We start from the raw sequence: 23,958 nt of genomic DNA on the forward strand, positions 1-23,958 counted from the left end.
TCGCGATCCGTGGGCGAGGCGGTCGCGGACTCCGTCCGCGACCGCCTACGGGTGCGAGAGCCCCGCGGCGGGCGGTCCGCCGGCCTGTGTCCGGCAGCCGCGGCCGGGCAGGCGCCGGGGTGGGTCGGAGAGCGATCCGCTGTCGGCGAGGTGCGCCTGCATCGTGGCTGGAGTATGGTAAATCCCCCTTCATGGGTTATGCCTCTTTTTCATGGTTTATGCCATGTGTGCACCAGGGTTCAGTGGGTGAAGCGGATGGACACTGCTCCTGGCGCGGTGGTGGTCACCCCGGGGCCGCGGGCCGCGACGGTGCCTTCGTGGCAGACGCCTCCGCGCACCTTCCTGTGCGGGGTGCGGCCGCCGTGCCGTGTGCCGATCGGCCGCGGCGGGTGTTGGCCGTGGACTGGATCCGCCGGGGGTTCGCGCTGCAGTGCGGATCCTGGCTGCCGTCGGGCCTCGCCTGAGCGTTGGAGAGGCAAGGGCGCTGTGCCCGTGGGCGGCTGGTCCTGGGCTGGTGGGGTGCGCGCGACGCGGGCCGCCTGCGGCGCCATCGGCCCCCGGAAGTGCCTTACGTGCCCTTGCGGGCGGATCGGCGGCATCGCTCCCCAGATGTGATTTCCCAAGTGATTGACACCCCAGTCACCCCCACTTAACATCGCCGCATGTCTGATCAAGGGCGCATAGAAATGCAGAACGAGAACGAGCCCACCTACGGAGCCGGCATCTGGCACTTCGCCACGTACGTGGACCGGTATGCCACGGACGGCTACGGCGAGCCCCGGACGGTGCTGGATGCGATCAAGCTCGCCGGCAAGGTCGGGGACCTGTCCGTCGTCGACCTGAACTGGCCTTTCCCGCCGGGGGACATCAGTACCGCCGAGGTGAAGGCGGCCCTGGCCGAAGAGGGGCTGCGCGCCATCGCGGTGACGCCCGAGTTCTACACCGGGAAGTTCGCCAAGGGGGGGTTCACCAACCCCGATGCCGCCATCCGGCAGGACGCCATCGAGCTGGTCGCGGCGAGTGCCGAGGTCGGCCGTGAGCTGGGCGTCGACTACGTCAAGCTGTGGCCCGGCCAGGACGGGTACGACTACCCGTTCCAGGCCGACTACACCGATCTGTGGGACAAGTCGGTCGGCGCGGTGCGGGAGCTCGCCCAGCAGTTCCCGGACATGAAGTTCGCGATCGAGTACAAGCCCCGGGAGCCGCGCAACCGGATGGTGTTCTCCTCCGTCGCCCGCACCCTGCTGGCGATCGAGGACATGGGGGTCGACAACGTCGGGGTCCTGCTGGACTTCGGGCACTCCCTGTACGGCGGTGAGACACCGGCCGAGGCCGCCCGCATGGCGATCAACCGGAACAAGCTGTTCGCCATCGACGTGAACGACAACTTCCGCGGGTGGGACGACGACATGGTCGTCGGATCGGTCCACCTGCTGGAGACCTTCGAGTTCTTCTTCGCCCTGCGTGACGCGGGCTGGGAGGGTGTCTGGCAGCTCGACCAGTTCCCCTTCCGGGAGGATCCGGTCGAGGCCGCCCGGACCGGTGTCCGCACGATGCGGGCCTTCCATTACGCGCTCGACTACCTGGACCGGGCAGAGCTTGCGGCCGCGCAGGCCCGGCAGGACGCCCTCGCCGCCCAGAGCATCGCCAAGCGTGCCCTCTACCGGGCGCTCGCGGAGAGCGAAACCGTCTGAGACGGGAAGGCAGGGCCACTCGCACGAAGTGCGGGACGGCGGGTCGGGCTCGCCTTCCGCCCACGGCAATCCGCAGGCGGCACCAGGGCACAGACCCGCTCGGGCCAGGGCGCGGAGCCACTGCACTGATCGACCGATCGCAGTCTGCGGCGAACGGTTCGCACGCAACGGGATTCGGTACCGGTCGCACTCATGCGCCGGCGTACGCAGGAACAAGAGGGACGTCGTGACAACTGTCCAGGATTCGCATGACGGCTGGGGCGCCGGACGGGACCGGTGGTTCACGCTCGGCCGCGTCAGCCTCATCGGGCTCGCGCTGCTGGTCATCGCGATTGCCGCAACGACCACATACCGCTCGGCCGATTCGGCTGCCGCAGCCGGGCCGGCGAAGTTCGACGCGGCGAAGTACGGAGCCGCCACCTACCAGCCGAAGGTCGTACCGGCGATCGAGAAGCGCGCGGTCGACATCGTCACGCTGCAGCGCGCGATCGCCGCGGACACCGGCGCCGCGGGCGCCCGGTACGGCACACGGGAAGGCACCAGCCCGTACAGCTACGCCGTCAAACTGACAGGAACCGCGGGCACGGTGACCAGCGGCCTGCTCGCGGTCACGGTGCCCGGGATCGCGAACACCCACGTCAACATCCAGGTCGGTCCCGCCATCAACGGCACCGCCCTGCGGGACGCGGCGGGCTTCATCAAGTTCGGCCAGTTCACGAACCAGGTGGACTACGCCGACGCGGGCACCGCGCTGAACACCGAGATGAAGAGCAAGGTGCTGTCGTCTCTCGACGTCGCAGCCCTCAAGGGCAAGCAGGTCACCGTCGTGGGGGCGATGACACCGCTCACCAGTGATCTCTTCACCGTCACCCCGGTGTCCTTCCAGGCGGCGTCATGACATCGGCCGCTGGCGGGGAAGCACCGGTCGCTCCCGTGCTGCGGGCGGTGGAGGTCACCAAGGTCTACGGCGGCACGCACGCACTCAAAGGGGTGTCGCTGGACATCGCCCCGGGCCGTGTCACCGTGCTGTTCGGGGAGAACGGGGCTGGCAAGTCGACGTTGATGAAGATCCTCAGCGCCGTCGAGTCGCCCACGACGGGCCTGATCGAACTCGACGACCGGGTGGTCCGCTTCGGCAGCGCCCGGGACGCCGCTGACAGCGGCATCTCGATCATCCACCAGGAACTGAGCCTGTGCGCGAACCTGAGCATCCAGGACAACCTCTTCCTCGGAAGGGAACGCACCCGGCGCGGAATCCTGGTGGACGCGGCCGCACAGCGCGACCTCGCCCGGAAGGTGCTGCAACGCCTGGACGGCACCATCGACGCGGCCACGCCGGTCGGTGAACTGCGCCTCGGGCAGCAGCAGCTGGTCGAGATCGCCAGGGCACTGCTGCAGAACGCCCGGGTCCTGATCATGGACGAGCCCACCTCGGCGCTGAGCGCCCCCGAAGTGGACGTCCTGTTCAAGGTCATCCGCGAACTCACCGCGCAGGGAGTCGCGGTCGTCTACATATCCCACCACCTGGAGGAAGCCCTCGAGATCGCCGACGACGTCGCGGTCCTGCGGGACGGCTCCATGGTGGCCACTGCCCGCGCCGAGGACGTGGATCTCGCCTGGGTGGTGCGTACGATGGTCGGCCGCGAGCAGGACGGGCTGTTCCCCAGCCGCGAGACGGATGCCGGTGCGGTGGCACTGGAAACCGTCGAACTGTCGGTGGCCGACCCGGCGAATCCGGACCGGCTCGCCGTCGACTCGATATCCCTGAGCGTTCGCGCGGGCGAGACCGTCGGGATCTACGGCCTGATGGGCAGCGGCCGTACCGAACTCCTGGAGTGCCTGGCCGGAAGGATCCCGGTTGCTGCGGGCAAGGTGTACCTGCACGGCAGCCCCGTGACCGGCAGCGTGCGCAGCCGCATCCGCGCGGGCCTGGCGCTGGTGCCCGAGGACCGTCAGCGTGACGGCCTCGTGCAGACCATGTCCGTGGGGCAGAACCTCTCGCTGGCCGCGCTGTCGGGATTCGTCCGGCGGCTCGTGGTCGATCGCGGGGCGGAGCGCTCCGCCGTCGCCTCGATGATCGGCGACGTGACCGTCAAGACGTCCGGGCCCGAGGCTCCGATCGGCTCCTTGAGCGGCGGAAACCAGCAGAAGGTGGTCATCGGCAAGATGCTCATGACCGGCCCTCGGGTGCTGCTGCTCGACGAGCCCTCGCGCGGCGTCGACGTCGGCGCGAAGGCGGACGTCTTCGCCCTGATGGCACGGCAGGCCGAACGCGGCCTGGCCGTGCTGTTCACCACTTCCGAGGCAGAAGAGGCGCTGCACATCCCCGACCGCCTCCTCGTCCTGGTCCGCGGCCGGCTGGTGGCCGACCTGCGGGCCGGCGAGGTCACCCGCGACCGGTTGATGAGTCTCGCCGACGGCGCCGAATCCACTGAAAAGGCTCATGATGACTGACACCACAACCGACGACCACGCGGCGATCGAGGCGCAGCGCCGCAAGGCTGCCGTCCAGGCCAGGCGGCTGAAGACGCTCGACTCGATATTCGAGCTGCGGGCCTTCATCGCCCTGGGCGTCCTCATCGTCATCTTCAGCCTGATGTCCGGGTCGTTCCTCACCACGGACAACATGATCACGATGACGAAGCACGTGGCCATCAACGCGGTCCTGGCCCTCGGCATGCTGCTGGTCATCCTCAAGGGCGGCATCGACCTGTCGGTCGGCTCCAGTGTCGGACTGTCCGGGGTCATCGCCGGCGAGCTGCTCAAGGGCGTGCACATCGGCAGCTTCGTCGCCTACCCGCAGGTGTGGGCCGTGGTGATCCTGTGCATGGCGATGGGCACCCTGGTCGGCCTGGTCAACGGTTTCCTGGTCACCAGGATGAACGTTGCACCCTTCATCGCCACGCTCGGCATGATGTACGTGGCCCGCGGCGCCGCCCTGCTGATATCCGACGGTACGACGTTTCCGAACCTGGCAGGTGACCCGCGCACGCACAACACCGGCTTCGGCTGGATCGGGTCCGGCCGCCCCCTCGGGCTGCCCGTCGCCGTGTGGATCATGATCGTCCTGGCGGCCGTGGTGGCGGTCGTGCTGCGCTCCACGCCGTACGGCCGGTGGCTGTACGCCACGGGCGGCAACGAGCGCGCCGCGGAACTGACGGGCGTCCCCGTGCAGCGGGTGAAGATGACCGTCTACATGATCTCGGGTGCATGCGCCGCTCTGTCCGGCATCATCATCGCCTCCGAGCTGACGTCGGCGGCCCCCCAGGCCGGCGAGAGCTTCGAGCTGAACGCCATCGCCGCCGTCGTCATCGGCGGTGCGGCCCTGACCGGAGGACGCGGCAACGTCCGCGGCACTCTGGTCGGCGCGTTCGTCATCGGGTTCCTTGCCGACGGCCTGGTGATCGTGGGCGTCTCCACCTTCTGGCAGACGTTCATCAAGGGCGCTGTGATCATCGTCGCGGTCATCCTCGACCAGAGTCAGCAGCGCTTCAAGAAGCGCGGTGTCGCGGCGTCCGCGGCAGCCGTCACTGTCGAACCGGCCGGTGACGAACCGGTCAGGGTCGCCTCGAAAGCCTGAGAACGGCGTTCGCCGCTTTCCCGGAGTACAGGGGTCGGCCGGTTCACTCCCGGCCGGGACCGTGCCCGAATCCCCTTTCCATTCCACTCGCTCAGTCCTGCGCGAGTACCCACAGGAGGTCCCTATGTCCCCTCTCAGAGCACCTGCCTTCCGCGCGACCGCCACCGCGCTCTTCTGCGCCCTGGCGCTGTCGCTGTCCGCCTGCTCCTCGTCCGGCAGCGGTTCGTCCGACTCCGCGGACAAGCCGAAGCCCTCGGGGAGCCACGCGAAGGGCAGCAACCTGATCGCCATCATCACCCCCTCGCCCGACAACCCCTTCTTCAAGGCGGAGGAGGACGCTGCGAAGCAGAAGGCGGAAAGCCTGGGCTACCAGACGTCCGTCGCCTCGCATGACGACGACCCCAACAAGCAGAGCGAACTCATCGACGCAGCCATCTCCCGCAAGGCGGCTGCCATCATCCTCGACAACGCCGGCGCCGACGCGTCGATCGGCGCGGTCCAGAAGGCGACGGACGCCGGCATCCCGGTGTTCCTGATCGACCGCGAAATCAACAAGGTCGGCGTGGCCAAGGCGCAGATCGTCTCGAACAACTCCCAGGGTGCCCAGATCGCCGGTCAGGCATTCGTCGCCGCGATGAAGGAGAAGGGCAACTACGTCGAACTGACCGGAAAGGAATCGGACACCAACGCGGGCGTGCGGTCCAAGGGATACTCGGACGTCATCTCCCAGTACCCCGGAATGAAGAAGGTGGCCCAGCAGACCGCCAACTGGGACCAGCAGGAGGCCTTCACCAAGATGGAGACGATCCTGCAGCGCAATCCGAACATCCAGGGCGTGATCACCGGAAACGACACGATGGCCCTCGGTGTGGTCGCCGCGCTGAAGTCCGCGCACAAGACCGGAGTCGTCGTGGTCGGCTTCGACGGCAGCCCCGACGCCGTTGCCCAGATCAAGGCCGGGACGATGGCTGCGACCGCTCTGCAGCCCGCTGCGCTGGGCGCCCAGATGGCCGTGACGCAGGCCGACCAGTTCATCAAGACCGGCAAGACCGGCCAGCCGGAGAAGCAGACGATCGACTGCGTGCTCGTCAACAAGCAGAACGCGGATCACTTCGAGAACTTCGCGCAGATTTCCTGAACCGTCCCGGGCCGGGAGGCGGCGAGACGACGTCACGCTCGCCGCCTCCCGGCCGCATGGATAAACTGCACGCCAGATACTGCGGTGCCCGACTGTCGCGGTACGAGAGACAAGGGTAGGCCGTTGGTCCTCGCGTCGAGTCCCAGTGTCGACCATCTGCGGCTGCTGGTGAAGGTAGCCAGGATGTACCACGAACGCGGCATGCGCCAGCCGGAGATCGCGGCGCATCTGGGCATGTCCCAGGCGCGTGTCTCCCGTCTGCTGAAGGAGGCGGCAGACCGTGACGTGGTACGGACCGTCGTGGTCTCGCCCGACGGTATCCATGCGGAGCTGGAGGATGCACTCGCCGAGCAGTACGGGCTGCGTGACGCCGTCGTCGTCGACGCCGAGGGAGCCGGTACCGAGGTCATCCCGGCGCTGGCTGCTGCCACGGCCGTCTACCTGGACGCCACCCTCAAGGGCGGGGACGTCATCGGCATCTCCTCGTGGAGCGCCACCCTGCTGGAGTCGGTGAACGTCATGCGTGCCAAGACGACACCGGTGGCCCAGGAGGTCGTGCAGATCGTCGGGGGATCCGGAAGCCCTGAGGTGCAACTGCACGCCACCCGGCTCACCAGCCGCCTTGCCGAGCTGACCGGCGCGCGGCCGGTGTTCGCTCCGTCCGCGGCGCTGGTGGGCAGCAGGGAACTGCGTGACCTGCTGTGGCAGGAACCGGCTGTGGCGGAGGTGGTGAAGGCCTGGTCCCGGCTCACCATGGCACTGGTCGGTATCGGAACGCTGGAGCCCTCACCGATGCTGCGCCGCTCCGGTAACGCGATCGCACCCGGGGACCAGCGCCAGCTGGAGGCGCTCGGGGCGGTGGGCGACGTCTGCACGCGCTACTTCGATGCGGAGGGCCGGGTCGTCAAGGCCGACTTCGACGACCACATCATCGGGATCTCGCCCGAACAGTTGCGCGCAGTGGACCGGCGCATCGGTGTGGCGGGGGGCACGTCGAAGATCGCCGCGATCCGCGGTGCGGCGCTCGGCGGGTGGATCAACGTGCTGGTCACCGATGTGGAGGTCGCGCGCGCCCTGGTCAGCCGCGGCTGACGACTCGGCGGCTCGGTGTCCAGCCCCGGCACGCTAGAGCGGTCGGGGCCGGACACCGAGCCGCCGCCCGGCTGAGTGGACAGGTCACTCGTCGCAGCAGATGTACACCGCCGGGGCGCCTTCGTCCCATTCGATGGTGGCGTCGGCTCCGGAGCGCCGGCCCGAGGCCAGCAGCTGTCCGGTGCGGGGATCGACGATGCGGTAGGTACGCGGGATCAGGTCGGCACCGTCCTGCCGGAACTGCAGGCGGCCGCCGTTCTCGGCGTAGCCGATGTACAGCAGGCCCGGGACGAGCAGGCCCCGCGGGGCGAGAGCAAGCTCCCAGCTGGGCCGCATGTCGGAAATCGGCAGGCTGGCCAGGATCCTGCCGACCAGCCCGACGTACGTCGAACCGTCGAAGTCCAGCGCCTCGCGCCATCCCGCGTCGGTGACGACGAAGTAGTCCTCATGCCCCTGCTCCTGGGCGTGCAGCCGCCACTGCCACAGACTTCCGGCCCCGTAGACGACGCCCATGGTCCCGCCGGCGCACAGGTTGCTCCACGCCTCGTGGCCCTGCCACCAGCCCTCGGCCTTGCCGCGGCGCCCGGAGTGCTCGTAGGTCGGTTCGCCGTTGGCGACCGCCTTCGCCGGCAGGTTGCGCCACAGGTCGGCGACGCGCTCGGGCACGTGCTCGCCGCGGTGGCCGGTTTGGCACCACTGGAAGTCCAGCCAGTCCGCGTCCTGGTGCGCGCGGGACAGCGAGTCGGGCTGGTAGTGGATCCCGCACGGCTGCCCGTAGGCGTCCCACTGCTGGATCTCGCGCCCGCCGGCCTCCACCTGCGGTTCCTCGCCGGTGCCGTCGGCGCCGACCAGCCAGATCGCCGGAGCGGCGCCGTACCGCGCGACCAGATAGCGGCAGTAGCGTGCGTACTCCTCGGGCGGGACGATGCCGCCGGCGGCCGACAGGCCCTTCCAGCCCCAGCCCTGGAAGACCGGTTGCAGCACCGGGACGATTCCGTACTCGTCCAGGACGGCCAGGAGCCGGTCGAGCTGCTGGAAGTAGGCCGGCACCAGATCGCCGAGGCGGCCGGACGGGAGGTCCTCGAAGGCGACGTCGAACCCTTCGTCGGCGGTGCGGTCACGCGGCCCGCGGGCATGCATGTCGGGCTGGACGCTCATCATGAGGACGGCGTTGAAGCCCTTGGCCCGGCGGTCCGCGGCGTAGACGCGCACGTGTTCTTCGGTGGCACGCCAGGGGAGCGCCCAGGCGGTGTCCGCCACGAGCAGGGCGGGGGTCCCGTCCGCATGCACCAGGTTGCGGCCGCCCGGCGACATCCGCCAGAACCCGTGCTGCCGGAAGACGCCCTCCCCCTCCTGGACCGGGTCCATCGTCACCTGTCCCTCGGCGCCGGCGAGGCCCTCGTCGACGACCGAGGCTCCGCTGCGCCAGCTCCACCGGCCCTCGGGCAGGGGCGAGGCGAAGCGGATCCTCCAGACGTTTCCGCCGTCCCAGAACGCGGGGCGGCGCATCGTGAGCCCGGAGGTGTGGGTGAAATCGGCCCACACCTCCACCCCGTTGTACGGCGCGGGATGGTCGGTCCGGGCCTGGAGGGTGATTTCGACCTGCCGCCATGCGGAGGCGTGGATGGGGGGCATGCTGTGCATTTCCGTTCTTCGGGGTGGTGTCACCGCGCGGGGTCGCGCGGTCAGGGCTCGTCGACGAGGCGACGCGCGGTGTGCAGGTCGGTGATCAGCGTGGTGATCCACCGGCCCCGCACCGCCGCGCGGACCGCGGCGTACTTCCTGGCTCCGCCCGCAACGGCGATCCTGCGGGGTACGGAGCGCAGCTGGTCGGGCGACACGCCTATGGTGCGCTCACCGAGCCCCGCGTCGAGATGCGCACCGCTCGCGTCGAAGAAGCGCTGGCAGATGTCGCCGACCGCGCCGAGGCTGCGCAGCCGGATCAGCTCCTCCTCCGGCACGGCGTTGCCGGAGAGCTGGAGCAACGGGGAGGGCTCCACACTCCCGATGCCCACGAGTACGGCGGTCAGCTGCTGCCAGGAGTGGCTGACCTCCCGGATGAAGGGATCGCTGAGGAGGGACACCCGTGCCTCGGCGGAGCCGACCAGGCCGGGCGACCGGACGAAGAGGGGAGTGGCACCCACCAGGTCGGCGAGGCGGGCGGTCAGCCGGGTCGCCTGCACTTGGCCCTGGGGGTCGCCGATGCCGCCCATCAGCTGCACGATCCTGCCGCCGACCGGTTGTTTGAGGGGCGGCATGGCATCCACCGCCGCCAGCAGCGTCTCGCTCCAGGTCGAGACCCCGATCCGGTCACCCGCGCGGAACGCCGTCTCCAGATAGCTGGCGGCAGCCGAGCCCAGCGCCCGCATCATGATCTTGGGGTGGTCGAGAAGGTCGTCGCTGTCCGTGACGACCGCATCGGCGAGGTGATACCTCGCGGCGACCTCGTCCTCCAGTTCGCTGTGGATCCCGCCCGGCGAGACGACCACCGTACGGACGATTCCCAGGTCGCCGGCCGCGCGCAGCAGACGCGAGACACCTGCCTGGGACAGGTTCAGCTGCTGCGCGATCTGGTTCTGCCGCAGGCCCCGCTCGTGATACATGCGGGCGACGCGCACGATCAGCCGGAGTTTGTCCACCTGATCGTGGCCGACGTGGGACATGCGGCGGCCCTCCCAGGGGCTTGCGGTGGACAGCACAGGGACGGCTGTGCGGGGCGTGGACCGCATGCGGTTCACGAGACCCCTTTCCCGCCTTCCGGCCGGGCACGGGCACGCAGAACGGCCTCGTGCCACGCCGCGATCCGCACGCGGTTGTCCGCCTGCGAACGCCGCGGGCGGTAGACGTCACTGTCCCGGTGCATGCCGGCCAACTGGTCGCCGGTGAACAACCCGACGGCGCGACCTGCCATATGAGCGGCGCCCAGGGCCGACAGATCACGGGCGTGGGGGCGCTCGACGACACGCTCGGAGGTGTCTGCCTGGAGCTGCATCAAGCTCGTGTTGTCGGTCGGACCGCCGTCGGCCAGGATCACCGAGACCGGTCCGGTGACGTCGTCCACGGCCGCGATCACGTCCTCGACCTGGAAGGCGACGGACTCCAGTGCCGCGCAGGCCAGTTCCGGCAGACCGGTGCCGAACGACAGGCCGCTGATGAGGCCCTGCGCGTCGTTGTCCCACCACGGTGCGGCCAGTCCGCCGAAAGCGGGCACCAGATGCGTGCCACCCGCGTCGGGGGCGGCCAGGGCGGCGAGTTCCCCTTCCGTGCGGCCGACGACGCGGGACAGCCAGCGCAGGGTGTCTCCGGAGGAGCGGATGTTGCCCTCCACCGCGTAGGCGGGGCTTCCGTCGTCCCAGGCGACGGTCAGGCACAGCCGTGTGTCCTTCGCCGCGCTCTCCGGGTCGGCGACGAGCCCCATGATGGACGAGCCCGTGCCGTAGGTGGCCTTGACCCTGCCGGGCACGAACACCCCGTGACCGAACAGGGCCGCGTGCGAGTCGCCCAGCACCGCCGTGACCGGTGTCCCGTCGGGCACCGGCGCGAAGTCCCGCAGCGGCGGGAAGGGACCGACGGACGGGGTGACCGCCGGCAGTACCTGCGCCGGAACCCCGAACAGCGCCAGCAGTTCCGTGTCCCACTGGCGGCGCCGGATGTCGAGCAGTTGTGTGCGCGCGGCGTTGCCGACCTCCACGGTATGGCCCGCGCCGCCGCTCAGCTGCCATACCAGCCAGGAGTCCACGGTGCCCAGGCACAGTTCGCCGCGTTTGCTGCGCAGCCGGCCGGGATCGTACGTGTCCAGCAGCCAGCGTGCCTTGAGGGCGCTGAACATGGGGTCCAGGGGCAGACCGGTCACGGCCCGGACCTGCGCTCCGGCTCCCTGGCCGGTCAGACGGCCGCACAGGTCGGCCGTACGACGGTCCTGCCACCCCAGCAACGGCCCGACCGGCGCTCCGGTCGCCCGCTCCCACATCATGACCGACTCGCGCTGAGTGCTGAGCCCGACCCCGGCGATCCGCCGGCTCGGGCTCAGCGCCACGCAGGTGCGTACCGCCTCCCGGACGCTTCGCCAGATCTCCGCCGGGGACTGCTCCACCCATCCCGGAAGGGGATGCGACGCCGTCACAGGAGCACTGGCGGAGGCGACCACCATGCCGTGGGCGTCGACGAGGAGGGCCTTCGTGGCGGAGGTCCCCTGGTCGATCGCCAGGAGCAGTTCGGGGCCGTGCTGAGGTGTGCTGCTCATGCGCCCACTGACTCCAGTACGTCGACGACAGCCGTGTGGATACCATCGGCGGTCAGCCCGAAGTGGTTGAGCAGGTAGGCGGCGTCCCCGGTGGGTGCGAACCCGTTGACGCCCAGCAGCCGCATGGGCACCGGGTGCCGCTGGCTGACCACGGAGGCGACCGCGGCCCCCAGACCGCCGCTGATCGTGGCTTCCTCCACCGTCACGATGCCGCGGGTCTCTACTGCCGCACGCACCACGGTGTCCTCGTCCAGCGGATCCACGAACGGAGTGTTGATCACGCGGGCCGACACGCCCTCGCTCTCCAGGACTTCGGCAGCCTGCAGGGCACGGGACACCATGGTGCCGATCGCTATGATCGTGACGTCGCTGCCCTCACGCAGGGTCACGGCCCGGCCCGGTTCGAAGAGGGCGTCGGCAGGAATGGTGTCCGGAACCCTGAAGCGCGGGATGCGCAGGTAACATGGCCCGTCCGCGGCATATGCCCAGCGTATCGCGGCACGGGTCTGCGCCCGGTCGGTGGGCACGAGGACCGGGAGATCGGCGATCGCGCGCAGCCACGACAGATCCTCCACGGAGTGGTGGGTGGGACCCAGCTCACCGTAGGCCATGCCCGGACTCTGCCCGCACAGGATCACCTTGTGACCGCTGTACGCGCAGTCGGCCTTGATCTGCTCCAGGGCACGGCCGGTCAGGAACGGCCCCGCCGCGGAGACGAAGGGGATCAGACCGCCGTTGGCCAGGCCCGCACCCACCCCGACGAGATCCTGCTCGGCTATGCCCACGTTGATCAGACGGTCCGGGAACTCGTTGCGGAACTCCACCAGGTTGCTGGAGCCGACGGAGTCGTTGCACACGGCCACGACGCGTTCGTCGGCCCGAGCCAGAGCGATCAGCTCTTCGGCGAACACCTGCCGGCAGTCGTAGGCCGGGGCGACGACAGGAACGGATACAGACGTCATCGGGACAGCTCCTCGATTGCCGCGCGGACCTGGTCGGCCGTGGGGACCTTGTGGTGCCACTCGACCCGGTCCTCCATGAACGACACGCCCCTGCCCTTGATCGTATTGGCCACCACAGCGACCGGCCTGCCCGTGGCGGAGGGCAGCAGGGCCATGAGCAGCGCCGCGTGATCGTGGCCGTCCACCACTCGCACCTCCCACCCGAAGGCGGCCCACTTCGCGTCGAGTGGCTCCAGGGCCTTGGTCTCCTCCGTACGTGCGCCCTGCTGCAGCCGGTTGCGGTCCACGATCGCCGTCAGCGAGGACAGGCCGTAGTGACCGGCGGTCATGGCGGCCTCCCAGTTGCTGCCTTCCTGCATCTCGCCGTCTCCCAGGACCACCACCGTGCGGCTGGCGGAGCCGCGCAGCCGTGCGGCGAGCGCACAGCCCACCGCGACGGGAAAGCCGTGGCCCAGCGGCCCGGTGTTGGTCTCCACGCCCGGAACCTTGCGCCGGTTGGGGTGCCCGTTGAGCGGGGAAAGGGGGGCCATGAAGGAGCCGAGCTCGGCCTCGGGGAAGTAACCGCACCAGGCGAGGGTCGAGTAGAGGGCAGCGGCGCAGTGCCCCTTGCTCAGGATGAACCGGTCGCGGTCCGGTGCCCGCGGGTCCTCCGGGTCGACCTCCAGCACTGCGCCGAACAGGGTCACCAGGATGTCGGTCACGGACAGATCGCCCCCGACATGCCCCAGTTGCGCGGTGTCGATCATGCGGATGATCTTGATGCGGATCTCGGCCGACACGGACTGCAGCCAACGGACCACGTCGTCCTGTTCGCTGCCCTGCAAGGCCCGCCGTGCATCGCGATACCGCGCCGCGGTGGGGGTGTCTGCGGTTAGCATTGAATATCCATTCAGCCCTGAATTGTTTTCGTGTCAGTGATGCTGAGCTACGCCCCGGTGGCTTGTCAAGGCGCTGCGTGCACCCTTCTCCTCGGCCCGCCGGTGGTGTTCGATGCGCGAGCGGGCCGGGTGTCCTGCGGATGTCGGGCAGGTCGAGCGGGTGCCGCCGGCCGGGGTCGGCGCGAACGGGCGGATGGGCGTGAATATCCATTCATCTGCGAAGAAGTATTGATGGAGGCGTCCCGGCTCGCCAGGATGACCGTCGATGTACGCGGAGCAGGCTCTGGCCCTTCGCGAACCGGGAGAGCAGCGGCGATCCTCACGGGCCGCCCTCGGTGTCGAGGCTCCCCGGCGCACACGCGCCACGACCGCGCAGCGGGCGTGGCGAGACAAGGAGCTCGTATGAGACACAACGCCCGGCTGCGGAAGGGAACGCTCGCTCTGGCGACGGCTCTCGCTCTCACCACCGGCGGGACCGTGGCCTATGCCTCGGAGGGCCACAGCGCGGTCAAGCCCGCCCCGGCCGCCCACCACGGCAACAGCGGTGACCGGCCGCACGTCATCTTGTCGACCGATATGCCGCCGGTGAACGGCATCCCCGGCGGTGAGGCCGGTGCGGCGGACCAGAAGTCGGACCTGGACGACGTGCAGACGATGGTCCGGTTCCTGGCCTACGCCGACGACTTCCACGTCGACGGCCTGATCGCCTCGTCGGGGACGTTCGCGAACTACGCGAACAAGCAGAACATCCTGGATGTGATCAACGCCTACGGCCAGGTCTATCCCAACCTCAAGCTCCACGACGCGAACTACCCCACCCCCGACTCCCTGCGCGCGGTCACCAAGCAGGGCCGCGACGGCACCTGGGGCCAGTCCGCCACCAACGTCCTCGGGGCCGGCAAGGACAGCGAGGCCTCGGACTACATCATCAGCGTCATCGACAACGCCACCACCCCGGTGTGGTTCGTCAGCGGCGGCGGCCCCCGCGAACTCGGCCAGGCCCTGTGGAAGGTCCAGAACACCCGCAGCGCCGCCGAGCTGAACACCTTCGTGTCCAAGATCCGCGCCTACTTCATCGACGACCAGGACGGCAGCGCCGCCTGGATGCGCAACACGTTCCCCGGTCTGTTCGTCATCACCAACAAGTGCTACTGGGGTATGGCCAACACCGGCCCCTACGACGGCACCTGGCTCAAGAACAACGTCACCACCGGCCACGGAGCCCTGGGCGCGGACTACCCCCTGTCCCACTGGACCTACAACGACCAGGGCGTCTACGAAGGCGACAGCCCCGACTTCCTCTACCTCCTCAGCGGGACCCAGGGCCTCAGCGATCTCGACGACCCCGCACTCGGCGGGTGGGGCGGCCGCTTCCAGCAGGACGCCCCTCGCCAGTGGAGCTGCGCCCCCGAAGGCGGGGCCGCCATCTCCCGCTGGGAGGACGCCCGCAACCAGGACTTCGCCAACCGCATGGACTGGGCCGTCAAGCCCTACGAGCAGGCGAACCACAACCCCGTCGCCCGCCTCAACGGCCACGGCGGCGACGACGTCGTCCACCTGCGCGCGGCGGCCGGATCGACCGTGCGGCTGCGGGCTGACGGCTCCACGGACCCGGACGGCAACACCCTGTCCTACCGGTGGTACCAGTACCCCACCACAGCAGGAGCGACCATCACCGGCAGCACGAGCAAGAGGGCCGAACTCGTCCTCCCCGACGTACCCGGCACGCGCGTCGACGTCGTGCTCGAAGTCACCGACGACGGCAGCCCCGGCCTCACCAGTTACCGCCGACTCATCGTGGACGTCCGCTGACCGCTGCCACTGCCGCGGCCGAACGGCCTTCCGTCCGGCCCGGACGCGCGCGGAACGACGAGAACAGGTCCTTCAGCTGAGAAAGTGAGCAAGCATGCGTATCACGCGTAGAAACGCCGGGCGGCCGAACCGCCGTCGCACGGCGATCGCCGGGCTGGCTGTCCTGGTCACGGCGACGGTGAGCCTCGGGACGCAGTCGGCGAACGCCGCGCCACCGAACGCCGGAACCGGCACGGCCCAGAGCGGCTCCTCGCTGCCTGCGGCGTTCCACCCGAGCGGCGGGGCCAAGCCGCGCACCGTGGTCACCACCGACATGGAGCAGGACGACCTCGCCTCGCTCATCCGGTACCTGCTGTACACCAACGACCTCGACACCGAGGGCATCGTCTACACGAGCTCGATGTGGCACTGGGCAGGCGACGGCTCGGGCAACGCCATGCGCTGGACCGGGACGCGCACCATCCAGGACATCGTCCTGAAGGCCTACGCCCAGGTCTATCCCAACCTCAGGAGGCACGACAGCGGCTACCCGACACCTGCCGCGCTCCTGGCCAAGGTGAAGACGGGAAACATCGCCTTCGAGGACGACATGGGCCACGACACCGACGGCTCGAACCTCATCAAAAAACTGCTCCTCGACCACGACCCCCGTCCGGTCTACCTGCAGGTGTGGGGTGGACCGAACACGATCGCGCGGGCACTGAAGTCGATCCAGGACCAGTACGCGGGGACCCCCCAGTGGACGAAGATCCACGAGACGGTCTCGAAGAAGGCCGTCATCCTGGCGAGCGGACTCCAGGACCACACCTACGCCGACTACATCGCGCCCAACTGGCCCGGCATACGCACCGAAGAGCTCTCCGCCGGCTACGCCACCTGGGGCTACAACTGCAACTGGTCGGGCACCGGCAACGGACGTGGGCTCCCCGGTGACGGCAAGTACTTCGAGGGTGACTGGACCAGGCAGAACATCCAGATCGGCCCGCTCGGCTCGCTCTACCGCTCCTGGCTCGACGGCCAGGCGATGCCGGGCGACCCGGCCGACATCTTCGGCGACCCGGAGCTGGCCAAGACCGGGTGGTGCCCGCCACTGAGCCCGTACGACTTCCTGTCCGAGGGTGACGACGTGGCCTACATGCCCCTTCTGGACACCGGCATCCAGGATCCGCAGGACCCGAACCTGGGAAGCTGGGGCGGACGGGCGGTCAGGGCCTCGACGACGTCCAACCTGTGGACCATGGTCCCCACGGAGACCGACGCGAACAGCACCAGCCGGCCAAACTACACCACGAACCGCTGGGAAGCCGCCGCGCAGAACGACTTCGCCGCACGCATGCAGTGGACGCTGACTCCCGGCTACCGCCAGGCGAACCACGCCCCGTATGTCGGCGTCCGGTCGGGCAGCGACATCCATGCCGCTCCCGGACAGACACTCAGGCTCCGTGGTCTGGCCGCCGATCCGGACGGTGACGGCGTGGCCATGCACTGGTGGCAGTACGCCGAGGAGGGTACCTATCCCGGCAGGGTGGCGGTGAACAACGCCGACTCCGCGGACGCCACCGTCACCGTGCCGGCGGACGCCCGGCCGGGTCAGACGATCTCACTGATCGTCCAGGGCACGGACGACGGCCACTTCCCGCTGACCCGCTATGCACGGGTCATGGTCCACGTCACGGGTGGTCCGCACGGCTGAGGGCCGTCCCGCCGCCTCCGGGCGGACCGGGTGACCCACGTTCCCCCTGCCCGCCGTGTCGCCGCCCTCCCGTAACCGGCGACGCGGCGGGCAGGGGCCTTTCAGGGCCTCTTTCCTGGCCTCGACGAATATTCATTCAATGGTGATTCTCCATTGTCCCTGCCGGTGTCCCCCGCCATCATGACCGGCGGCGCAGGGAGACGGTCACGTTCGGGAACACCGTCCGACAGCCACCACGAAAGGTGCTCGCATGCATGTCACGTCCGGCCGCCAGAAGCACCCTCATGCTGCCGCCGGCGCCCTGGGCGCCCGGCGTCCGCGCAGAACCCGGGCGGCGCTGCCCGCGGCCCTGGCCACGTTTGCGGCCCTGCTGTCGGCGAACTCCGCCCACGCGGACACACCGCACGCCGACGGCTGCGGACCCCGCACGACCGCCGCGGGCGCCGCGCCGGCGCGAGCGGCCGAGCCGATGGCCCCCCGGCCCCGGGTGATCGTCACCACCGACGGCGAGATCGACGACAAGGCGTCGTTCCACCGCTTCCTGCTCTACGCGGACGACTTCGACGTGGAGGGACTCGTCTACAACAGTTCGAAGTTCCACTGGGCCGGGAACGGGAGCACGATCCCCTCGCACGGCCACTGGGCCGGAACCACCTGGCTCACGGACGTGATCAACGGCGGGTATGCGCAGGTGTACCCCAACCTCGTTCACCACGACCCCCGTTATCCCTCGCCGGAGCGTCTGGCGGGCGTGGTGCGGGTCGGCAACATCGAGAACGTCGGCGACATGGCGGCGGACACCCCGGGGTCAGATCTCATCAAGGAGAAGCTGCTCGACGACCGGCCCGGGCCACTGTGGCTCCAGACATGGGGAGGGACCAACACCATCGCCCGGGCACTGAAGTCCATCCAGGACGAGTACGGCGGCACGGCCGTCTGGCCGGACATCTACCGCAAGGTCTCCCAGAAGGCCGTGATCTACGTCATCCTCGACCAGGACACCACCTACAAGGACTACATCGCCACGAACTGGCCCGATGTCCGGGTGGTCATGAACAACGACCAGTTCCAGCCGATGGCCTACAAGTGGAAGAGCCGTGTCCCCACGCCGCTGCAGACCTATCTCCAGGGTCCGTGGATGACGCAGAACATCGTGAAGGGACCGCTGGAGCAGGACTACGGGGTGGGTCCCTACCACGGCGGCGGCAGTGACTTCGGTCCGGGTGAGTTCATCTCCGAGGGCGATTCCCCGTCCTTCATCAACGAGATACCGAACGGCCTGCGCAGCGCGGACGACCCGGCCTATGGCGGATGGGGCGGCCGGTTCGCCCAGGTGGGGCCGCACCTGTGGACCGACCTCCCGTCGTACCTGGGCAAGCCGGGTGACCAGGTGCGCGACGTCAACCCGTACACCGGGGCGAACGACCGGGCCTATCCCCAGGCCCGCTGGACCGGCGCGATCCAGAACGACTTCGCCGCCCGGGTCGCCTGGACGACCGCCACCGACTACGGGCAGGCGAACCACGCACCGGTCGCGTTCGTACCGCCAGGCCGGCTCGACATCAGCGTCAGGCCGGGGCAGACCGTGCACCTCGACGGCATCGCGGCGGACCCGGACGGGGACGCGTACACCTGCAGCTGGTGGCAGTACCGCGAGGCCGGAACCTACCCCGGAGCGGTCACCCTCACCGACGCCGAAACGCTCCACCCCTCCTTCACCGTGCCGGCCGACGCCCGGCTCGGTCAGACGATGCACCTCGTCCTCCAGGTGACGGACGCAGGCGCTCCGCCGCTGACCGGCTACCAGCGCGTCATTGCCACCGTGAGGTGACTGCGGGGCGGTCGGCGGTACTCCCAGAGACGGCGACAGCACCGCCGCTCACCTGCGCCAGTCCGTGACCGGCGCGCTGCCCGCGACGCGTCGCCGGCAGCCCACGTGACGGTGCCCTCCGACCGGCGATCTGCCGGTCGGAGGGCACCGTCACGTACGAGCGTGAGGAGCGGCGCTCCCTCGGCCGGTTGCGCCTCCAGTTCGGTGTGGGCTAGACGATCGTGTAGATGATCCGCGCGTACGAGGTGAGCGCCGGCGTTCCGTTGTCCGTCACCTCAAGGATGATCTGGATCTGCTTGCCGGGCTCGTTCGGCACGACGAAACCGGCGCCCTTCTGCGAGCCGGCGTTGCTGATCGAGACCTTGGCCGCCACCGAGTCGGCGTCGCTGTACTGCCACCACTGGTAGCTCAGTGCGTTTCTGTCCGGGTCGCTGGACGGCGATCCGTCCAGGGAGATCAGCTGGCCGGGGGACACGTTCTGCCGCAGGCTCCCGGTGACCGCGGCGATCGGCTGGTGGTTGGCGGCGCCGTAGGAGGAGGCGGTGTCCCAGCGCATCCGGGCGGCGAAGTCGTTCTGCGCCGCGGGTATCCAGCGCCAGTACATCTTGTTGCTGTCACCGTCGTCACTGATGCCGGTGTCGGTGAGGTGGTTGGGCTTGGCCGGATCGTCGTAGGCCGACCTGCCGCCCCAGCCGCCGAGGGTGAAGTCGTCGTCGGCGTGCAGGCCGTTGGCGATCTCGTGGAGGAAGGAGGGGGTGTCGCCCTCGCTCACGAAGCTCTGCGGATACATGGCGCCGAGCGGGCCGTGGCCGGTCTTGACGTTCGCGTCCAGCCACGAGCTCGTCATGTAGGCCTTGACGTAGTCCGGGCTGGGACCGGTCAGGCTCTGGTAGTCCCAGACGTTGTCCCAGCGGTATGCCTCGTTGATGCGCGCTTCGTGGATGTTGTCCTCGATCCACTGGCCGCCGCCGTCCTGGTACCAGATGCAGTAGATGCGCGCTTTGGCGGCAGCCCGTGCGAAGTCGGCGGAGGAGTAGGAGGTCTTCAGCCTCCACAGTGCGGAGGCCATGGTGTTGGCACCACCCCACACCGCGATGTGCACCGGACGGGGATCGTTGTCGAGCAGCGTGTTGATGATGAGCTGTTCACCGGGCGTGTCCTTCGTCTGCATGTCAGGCGGCGCCGTGGTGAGGTCGTTGGGGTTCTCGTTTCCCACCCGGGACACGCCCTGCAGATACGCGGCGTCCGGGAAGTTCGGGTTGTGGACCCTCAGGTTCGGCAGGACCTTGGCGTAGTTCGCCAGCTCCGCCTCAAGCCACTTCTCGCCGCTGTGCCCGCTCTTCTGGTACCTGGAGTTGACCTGCACGATGCCCGCGACGTCGAAGTCGGAGGTGTAGTGCAGGAACCGGATCATGGAGCTGCGGTCGTCGACCTCACCGTCGGTCAGGACGATGACCCGGGGCCTGGTCTGGGCCGTCGCCCCTACCGTCAGGGTCGCCGGACCGCTGGTGACGGAACCGGCCGCATTGGTCACCGTCACCGTGTAGGTGCCGGCGTCCGCGGTCTGCACACCGGAGACGGTCAAGCTGCTGCCCGTCGCGCCAGAAACGTCCTGGCCGTTCCTGCGCCACTGGTAGCTCAGCGGGGCTGTCCCGTCGGCCGTGACGCTGAATGTGGCAGTACCACCCGCCTGCACGGACTGGCTCACCGGCTGCCTGGTGATGACCGGCGCCGTGCTCCCACCGTCGAGTCGCCTGAGCTGGTAAGCGTTGACGATCGCCGTGGCACTCGGCGACGAGGTGTCGACTCCGGTGTTGCCCCCGGTGAAGGTGAACGCCTTGCTGGCGGCGTCGGCGGTGAAGGAGCCGCTGACGTACTGGCCGACTCCTCCCAGGGCGTTGTTCACGTTGTGCTCGAGGGTCGTGCTGCCGGCCCCGTCGGACACGACCGTCACCAGGCCCGGGTTGTCCTGCCCGAGGTTCTTCACGCGGTAGTCGTTGACCCACACCTGGAACAGGTACTGCGCGCCGGGCGTGAGGTTGCGGAGCGTCAGCGTCTCGCGGGCGGTGGTGCCGGCGCCGGCCGTGTCACCGTCGTTGTAGTCACCGGAGCGCAGCAGCGTCTGGTAGCCCGCCGGCAGCGTGCTGAACGGACTGGTGCTGCCGCCGAAGCCCTCGTACGAGCCGATCCTGCTGCTGTCGCTCATGGTCAGGATGTCGCCGTTGGGGAAGGTCGTGGTGGAGCCGGTGTAGGGGGAGTGGCGGAATGTGACGCCGTTGACGGTGGCGTCCACGTCGTACGTCCCGCCGTTCGCGGTCAGACTGGCGGCACGGACCAGCGAGCCGCTGGTGCTGACGTCGGCCGCACCGCTGATGGCGGTGGGCGCGGCCCAGCTCACCGCGCCCGCAGCGTCGGCCTGGGGGGCGACGGTGACGGCGGCGGTGCAGACAAGGGCGAGTGACGTCACGGCGACGGCTCCGCGCCGCCGCCAGGAGACCGGCGCTCCCGGCCTTGGTGTGGGTCTCATACGGTTCTGCTCCTTCTCGTCGACCCGTGGGCGGGTCGTGGAGGCGGCCGGGATCCGGAGCGGATCCCGGCCGTGGGGTCAGCCGGTGGTGGCCGGGATCCGCAGGGGTTCCCGGCCGCGGGGGTCAGCCTGTGGTGCAGGTGGTGCCGTTGAGGGTGAAGGCGGTGGGTTGGGTGAAGGTGCTGCCGGTGTAGGTGCCCTGGAAGCCGAAGGACTGGCTGCCGCCGGCGGGTATCTGGGCGTTGTAGTCGACGTTGGTGGCGGTCACCGCACCTGAGGACGGGCTGATGGTGGCGCTCCAGGTGCTGGTGATGGCTTGTCCGGAGGGCAGGGTGAAGGCGACTTTCCAGCCGTTGACGGCGGTGGAGCCGGTGTTGGCCACCGTGATGTTGGTGGTGAACCCGCCGGGCCAGGTGCTCGGGGTGTACGTGACCTTGCACGAGGAGCTGCCGGTGCCGCCGGTGGTGCCGCCGGTGGTGGTTCCGCCGGTTGTGGTGGTGCCGCTGGTGGTCGACCCGCCCGTGGTTGATCCTCCGGTGGTGGTGCCGCCGGTCACGTTCGTGCCGCCGAAGGTCACGATGAGGCTGCCGTCGGAGGCGAAGGACCAGCCCAGTGCTCCGCTGTAGGAGGGGCAGCGGGAGCCGTTGCTGCCGGACCAGAACTGGTTGGAGCTGTCGGAGTTGCCGACGATCTTGTCGGTGGTGCTGCCGCTGTTGAAGCGGCAGGAGGTGTTGTTCCTGAACACAGAGGTGCCGGCGTCGAAGGAGAAGTTGCGGTTGGCGTTGTTGATGCTGACGTTGTTGGAGATCGACATGGTGCCGGGGTTGTCGTTGTAGGTGATCCCCTTGGCGCCGTTGCCGTAGGCGATGTTGTTGCGGAAGATGTGGTTGACCGGGATGCCGTCCCCGCCGAGCTTGAAGCCGTTCTTGTCGCCGTTCGAGCTCCCGCTGCCGTCGGAGAGGGTGCCCTGGCTGTAGGAGAGGGAGTTCTCGATGGTGACGGCCCCGATGGGGCCGGTATCGGGTTTGGTGAAGAGGTCCCAGCCGTCGTCGACGTTGTTGTGCGACACGTCGTAGCGGAAGACGTTCCCGGAGCCGACGGTGAGCTTGGCGGCGAACCCGTCGGCGTTCTCACCGGTCGCGTCGCGGTTGTCGTGCGACTCGGAGCTGACGATCAGGTTGTTGGCCGGCCACTGGCTCTGCGGGGTGCTGGAACCGGGCCGGGAGATCTGCAGGCCGGTGTCGCGGTTGTAGGCGGTCACGACGCGCTCGACGACGTTGTTGCTGCCGCCGACGAAGATCCCGTTGTCGGCGGCGTGCTGGACGGTCAGGCCGTACAGGTGCCAGTAGTTGCCGTTGAGCTGGATCCCGCGGTCGGAGGAGGCCGCGTCCTCGCCCGAGAAGTCGAGCACCGGTTTCTCGCCGGGGTAGGCGGAGATCTCCTTGAGCGCTCCGGAGCTGCCGCTGTTGCCGGTCTGGATCTCGATCGGGGAGGAGAGGTTGTACGTGCCGCCCCGCATGTAGATCGTGCCGCCGGCGGTGATCTTGGTGACGGCTGCGGCCAGCGTCGTCGGGGAGGACAGTGTTCCCGGCGCACTCGCGCTGCCGGACGCCGAGACGTACAGCGCATTGCTGTTCAGCGCGGGCGTCACGGCCGGCGTCGCGGCCTGCGAGGCGGGTGATTCCAGCGCGACGAGCGCGCCCGCGGACGCGAGAGCCGCAACCGCCACCGCGGCAAGAGCTTTCCGTCGTGCCGCGCTGCTGGCTTTGTGCCGCCCGGGTCGGGCCGCCGAGGTTTGCGTGATCATGCGTGGACCTCTCTCTGGAGGTGTCGTGGGGGACCGCCGTGGGGGGCAGTTTCCGCAAGAGATCGTGCGTGCCGTCCCGGGATAGACCTGCCTGACCGGCGCCGGGGCCGCTTACGGGAACGGACGATGAGTCCGGCGCCGTACGGGCTCGGGCGGCGGCAGGAGGCCTGGCTCCGCTACTGACGTCGCCGGTGACGATAGCGACGGGAGAGAAGCAAGGCAATATCGGTTCGCCACGGAATAGATATTCGGCCAGCCAAACTGGTGACGCGCGGCGCCCAGCCGGCCGGTCATGGAGCTGTTACTCCAGCGAAAGTTCTCCGTGTGTCCTGGTCAGCGGCTTGGTGGCGGCGAGTGTAGCTGTGCCGTTGTGGAGCCGGCGGCCGCTTCGTGGGGAGGCTGCACGAAGTTATGTCCCGGCGCATGCGGTGGCAGCCCCCGGAACGGGCCTTGGCGTGGGGCATCTGCGCTCGATGTCCCCATTCGAGGCCTGGCGTCGGCAGGCGGACCGGGCAACCAGCAACATCCCGACTTCTGGCGCCCTCGCGGAGCCCGGCAGCCGAGCGCGACCAAGCCCCCTCTCGGGCGGCCTGGTCGCCGCCGCCTGCGACGACGGCGCCACTCACGCCTTCGCCGTGCCTAGGGCGTGTCCGGCGGATCATGTCGATGCCTGAGATGTTGTTGTCTTTCCGAGCTTGAGG

16 protein-coding genes are annotated in these 23,958 nt (G+C 69.2%); 9 read left to right on the top strand and 7 right to left on the bottom strand.

Features of this window, described 5'->3' with window-relative positions:
- Positions 1-662 precede the first annotated feature (662 nt).
- The 6 genes from JT723_RS21295 (at position 663) to JT723_RS21320 (ending at position 7,504) form a co-directional block, all read left to right on the top strand.
- On the top strand, positions 663-1,694 hold the full coding sequence (locus JT723_RS21295; RefSeq protein ID WP_205046337.1) for a TIM barrel protein: 1,032 nt from the start codon (positions 663-665) through the stop codon (positions 1,692-1,694).
- Between the two features lie 226 nt (positions 1,695-1,920).
- Positions 1,921-2,592 carry a DUF2291 family protein gene (locus JT723_RS21300; RefSeq protein WP_205046338.1) on the top strand — a complete coding sequence of 224 codons (672 nt, stop codon included), beginning with the start codon at positions 1,921-1,923 and terminating at the stop codon, positions 2,590-2,592.
- Positions 2,589-4,148, top strand: a complete 1,560-nt coding sequence (locus tag JT723_RS21305; protein ID WP_205046339.1) for a sugar ABC transporter ATP-binding protein — start codon at positions 2,589-2,591, stop codon at positions 4,146-4,148. The genes JT723_RS21300 and JT723_RS21305 overlap by 4 nt, the downstream gene beginning before the upstream one ends.
- Positions 4,141-5,274: an ABC transporter permease gene (locus JT723_RS21310; RefSeq protein ID WP_205046340.1), complete on the top strand. Its 1,134-nt coding sequence runs from the start codon at positions 4,141-4,143 to the stop codon at positions 5,272-5,274. The genes JT723_RS21305 and JT723_RS21310 overlap by 8 nt, the downstream gene beginning before the upstream one ends.
- 124 nt (positions 5,275-5,398) lie before the next feature.
- Positions 5,399-6,412: a D-ribose ABC transporter substrate-binding protein gene (locus JT723_RS21315; protein ID WP_205046341.1), complete on the top strand. Its 1,014-nt coding sequence runs from the start codon at positions 5,399-5,401 to the stop codon at positions 6,410-6,412.
- Positions 6,413-6,595: 183 nt separating this feature from the next.
- The gene (locus JT723_RS21320; RefSeq protein ID WP_205046342.1) at positions 6,596-7,504 is read left to right on the top strand and encodes a sugar-binding transcriptional regulator; all 909 of its coding nucleotides are present in this window, start codon (positions 6,596-6,598) and stop codon (positions 7,502-7,504) included.
- 84 nt (positions 7,505-7,588) lie between these two features.
- Here the strand turns inward: JT723_RS21320 and JT723_RS21325 are convergent, their stop codons facing one another.
- The 5 genes from JT723_RS21325 to JT723_RS21345 form a co-directional block, all read right to left on the bottom strand.
- Positions 7,589-9,139, bottom strand: coding sequence for a glycoside hydrolase family 140 protein (locus tag JT723_RS21325; RefSeq protein ID WP_205046343.1), 1,551 nt, complete (start codon positions 9,137-9,139; stop codon positions 7,589-7,591).
- A 50-nt stretch (positions 9,140-9,189) separates the two neighbouring features.
- Positions 9,190-10,167 carry a sugar-binding transcriptional regulator gene (locus JT723_RS21330; RefSeq protein ID WP_205046344.1) on the bottom strand — a complete coding sequence of 326 codons (978 nt, stop codon included), beginning with the start codon at positions 10,165-10,167 and terminating at the stop codon, positions 9,190-9,192.
- A 71-nt stretch (positions 10,168-10,238) separates the two neighbouring features.
- The gene (locus JT723_RS21335) at positions 10,239-11,747 is read right to left on the bottom strand and encodes an FGGY-family carbohydrate kinase (protein WP_205046345.1); all 1,509 of its coding nucleotides are present in this window, start codon (positions 11,745-11,747) and stop codon (positions 10,239-10,241) included.
- Positions 11,744-12,709, bottom strand: coding sequence for a transketolase family protein (locus tag JT723_RS21340; protein WP_205046346.1), 966 nt, complete (start codon positions 12,707-12,709; stop codon positions 11,744-11,746). Before JT723_RS21340 ends, JT723_RS21335 begins: the two co-directional genes overlap by 4 nt.
- On the bottom strand, positions 12,706-13,587 hold the full coding sequence (locus JT723_RS21345; protein WP_205046347.1) for a transketolase: 882 nt from the start codon (positions 13,585-13,587) through the stop codon (positions 12,706-12,708). Before JT723_RS21345 ends, JT723_RS21340 begins: the two co-directional genes overlap by 4 nt.
- Before the next feature lie 402 nt (positions 13,588-13,989).
- Between JT723_RS21345 and JT723_RS21350 the strand changes: the two genes are divergently transcribed.
- From JT723_RS21350 to JT723_RS21360, 3 genes are all read left to right on the top strand, one after another.
- Positions 13,990-15,399: a DUF1593 domain-containing protein gene (locus JT723_RS21350; RefSeq protein WP_205046348.1), complete on the top strand. Its 1,410-nt coding sequence runs from the start codon at positions 13,990-13,992 to the stop codon at positions 15,397-15,399.
- A 94-nt stretch (positions 15,400-15,493) separates the two neighbouring features.
- Positions 15,494-17,092 carry a DUF1593 domain-containing protein gene (locus JT723_RS21355; RefSeq protein ID WP_205046349.1) on the top strand — a complete coding sequence of 533 codons (1,599 nt, stop codon included), beginning with the start codon at positions 15,494-15,496 and terminating at the stop codon, positions 17,090-17,092.
- A 250-nt stretch (positions 17,093-17,342) separates the two neighbouring features.
- Complete coding sequence (locus tag JT723_RS21360) at positions 17,343-18,923, top strand: DUF1593 domain-containing protein (protein ID WP_205046350.1); 1,581 nt, start codon at positions 17,343-17,345, stop codon at positions 18,921-18,923.
- A gap of 211 nt (positions 18,924-19,134) precedes the next feature.
- On the opposite strand, the gene JT723_RS21365 is transcribed toward JT723_RS21360, so the two are convergent.
- Together JT723_RS21365 and JT723_RS36200 are read right to left on the bottom strand one after the other, a co-directional pair.
- Positions 19,135-21,450: a nucleoside hydrolase-like domain-containing protein gene (locus tag JT723_RS21365; RefSeq protein ID WP_205046351.1), complete on the bottom strand. Its 2,316-nt coding sequence runs from the start codon at positions 21,448-21,450 to the stop codon at positions 19,135-19,137.
- 124 nt (positions 21,451-21,574) lie between these two features.
- Positions 21,575-23,257, bottom strand: coding sequence for a cellulose-binding domain-containing protein (locus JT723_RS36200; RefSeq protein WP_307794027.1), 1,683 nt, complete (start codon positions 23,255-23,257; stop codon positions 21,575-21,577).
- Between the last annotated feature and the right edge of the window lie 701 nt (positions 23,258-23,958).

It is taken from the genome of Actinacidiphila bryophytorum (genome assembly GCF_016916835.1).
Lineage (GTDB): Bacteria > Actinomycetota > Actinomycetes > Streptomycetales > Streptomycetaceae > Actinacidiphila > Actinacidiphila bryophytorum.

Bases quoted from the DNA above. Each gene is read 5' to 3' on its own strand.
- JT723_RS21295 (WP_205046337.1), top strand. From the start codon at position 663: ATGTCTGATCAAGGGCGCATAGAAATGCAGAACGAGAACGAGCCCACC.
- JT723_RS21305 (WP_205046339.1), top strand. From the start codon at position 2,589: ATGACATCGGCCGCTGGCGGGGAAGCACCGGTCGCTCCCGTGCTGCGG.
- JT723_RS21310 (WP_205046340.1), top strand. From the start codon at position 4,141: ATGACTGACACCACAACCGACGACCACGCGGCGATCGAGGCGCAGCGC.
- JT723_RS21315 (WP_205046341.1), top strand. From the start codon at position 5,399: ATGTCCCCTCTCAGAGCACCTGCCTTCCGCGCGACCGCCACCGCGCTC.
- JT723_RS21320 (WP_205046342.1), top strand. From the start codon at position 6,596: ATGTACCACGAACGCGGCATGCGCCAGCCGGAGATCGCGGCGCATCTG.
- JT723_RS21325 (WP_205046343.1), bottom strand. From the start codon at position 9,139: ATGCCCCCCATCCACGCCTCCGCATGGCGGCAGGTCGAAATCACCCTC.
- JT723_RS21330 (WP_205046344.1), bottom strand. From the start codon at position 10,167: ATGTCCCACGTCGGCCACGATCAGGTGGACAAACTCCGGCTGATCGTG.
- JT723_RS21335 (WP_205046345.1), bottom strand. From the start codon at position 11,747: ATGAGCAGCACACCTCAGCACGGCCCCGAACTGCTCCTGGCGATCGAC.
- JT723_RS21340 (WP_205046346.1), bottom strand. From the start codon at position 12,709: ATGACGTCTGTATCCGTTCCTGTCGTCGCCCCGGCCTACGACTGCCGG.
- JT723_RS21345 (WP_205046347.1), bottom strand. From the start codon at position 13,587: ATGCTAACCGCAGACACCCCCACCGCGGCGCGGTATCGCGATGCACGG.
- JT723_RS21350 (WP_205046348.1), top strand. From the start codon at position 13,990: ATGAGACACAACGCCCGGCTGCGGAAGGGAACGCTCGCTCTGGCGACG.
- JT723_RS21355 (WP_205046349.1), top strand. From the start codon at position 15,494: ATGCGTATCACGCGTAGAAACGCCGGGCGGCCGAACCGCCGTCGCACG.
- JT723_RS21360 (WP_205046350.1), top strand. From the start codon at position 17,343: ATGCATGTCACGTCCGGCCGCCAGAAGCACCCTCATGCTGCCGCCGGC.
- JT723_RS21365 (WP_205046351.1), bottom strand. From the start codon at position 21,450: ATGAGACCCACACCAAGGCCGGGAGCGCCGGTCTCCTGGCGGCGGCGC.
- JT723_RS36200 (WP_307794027.1), bottom strand. From the start codon at position 23,257: ATGATCACGCAAACCTCGGCGGCCCGACCCGGGCGGCACAAAGCCAGC.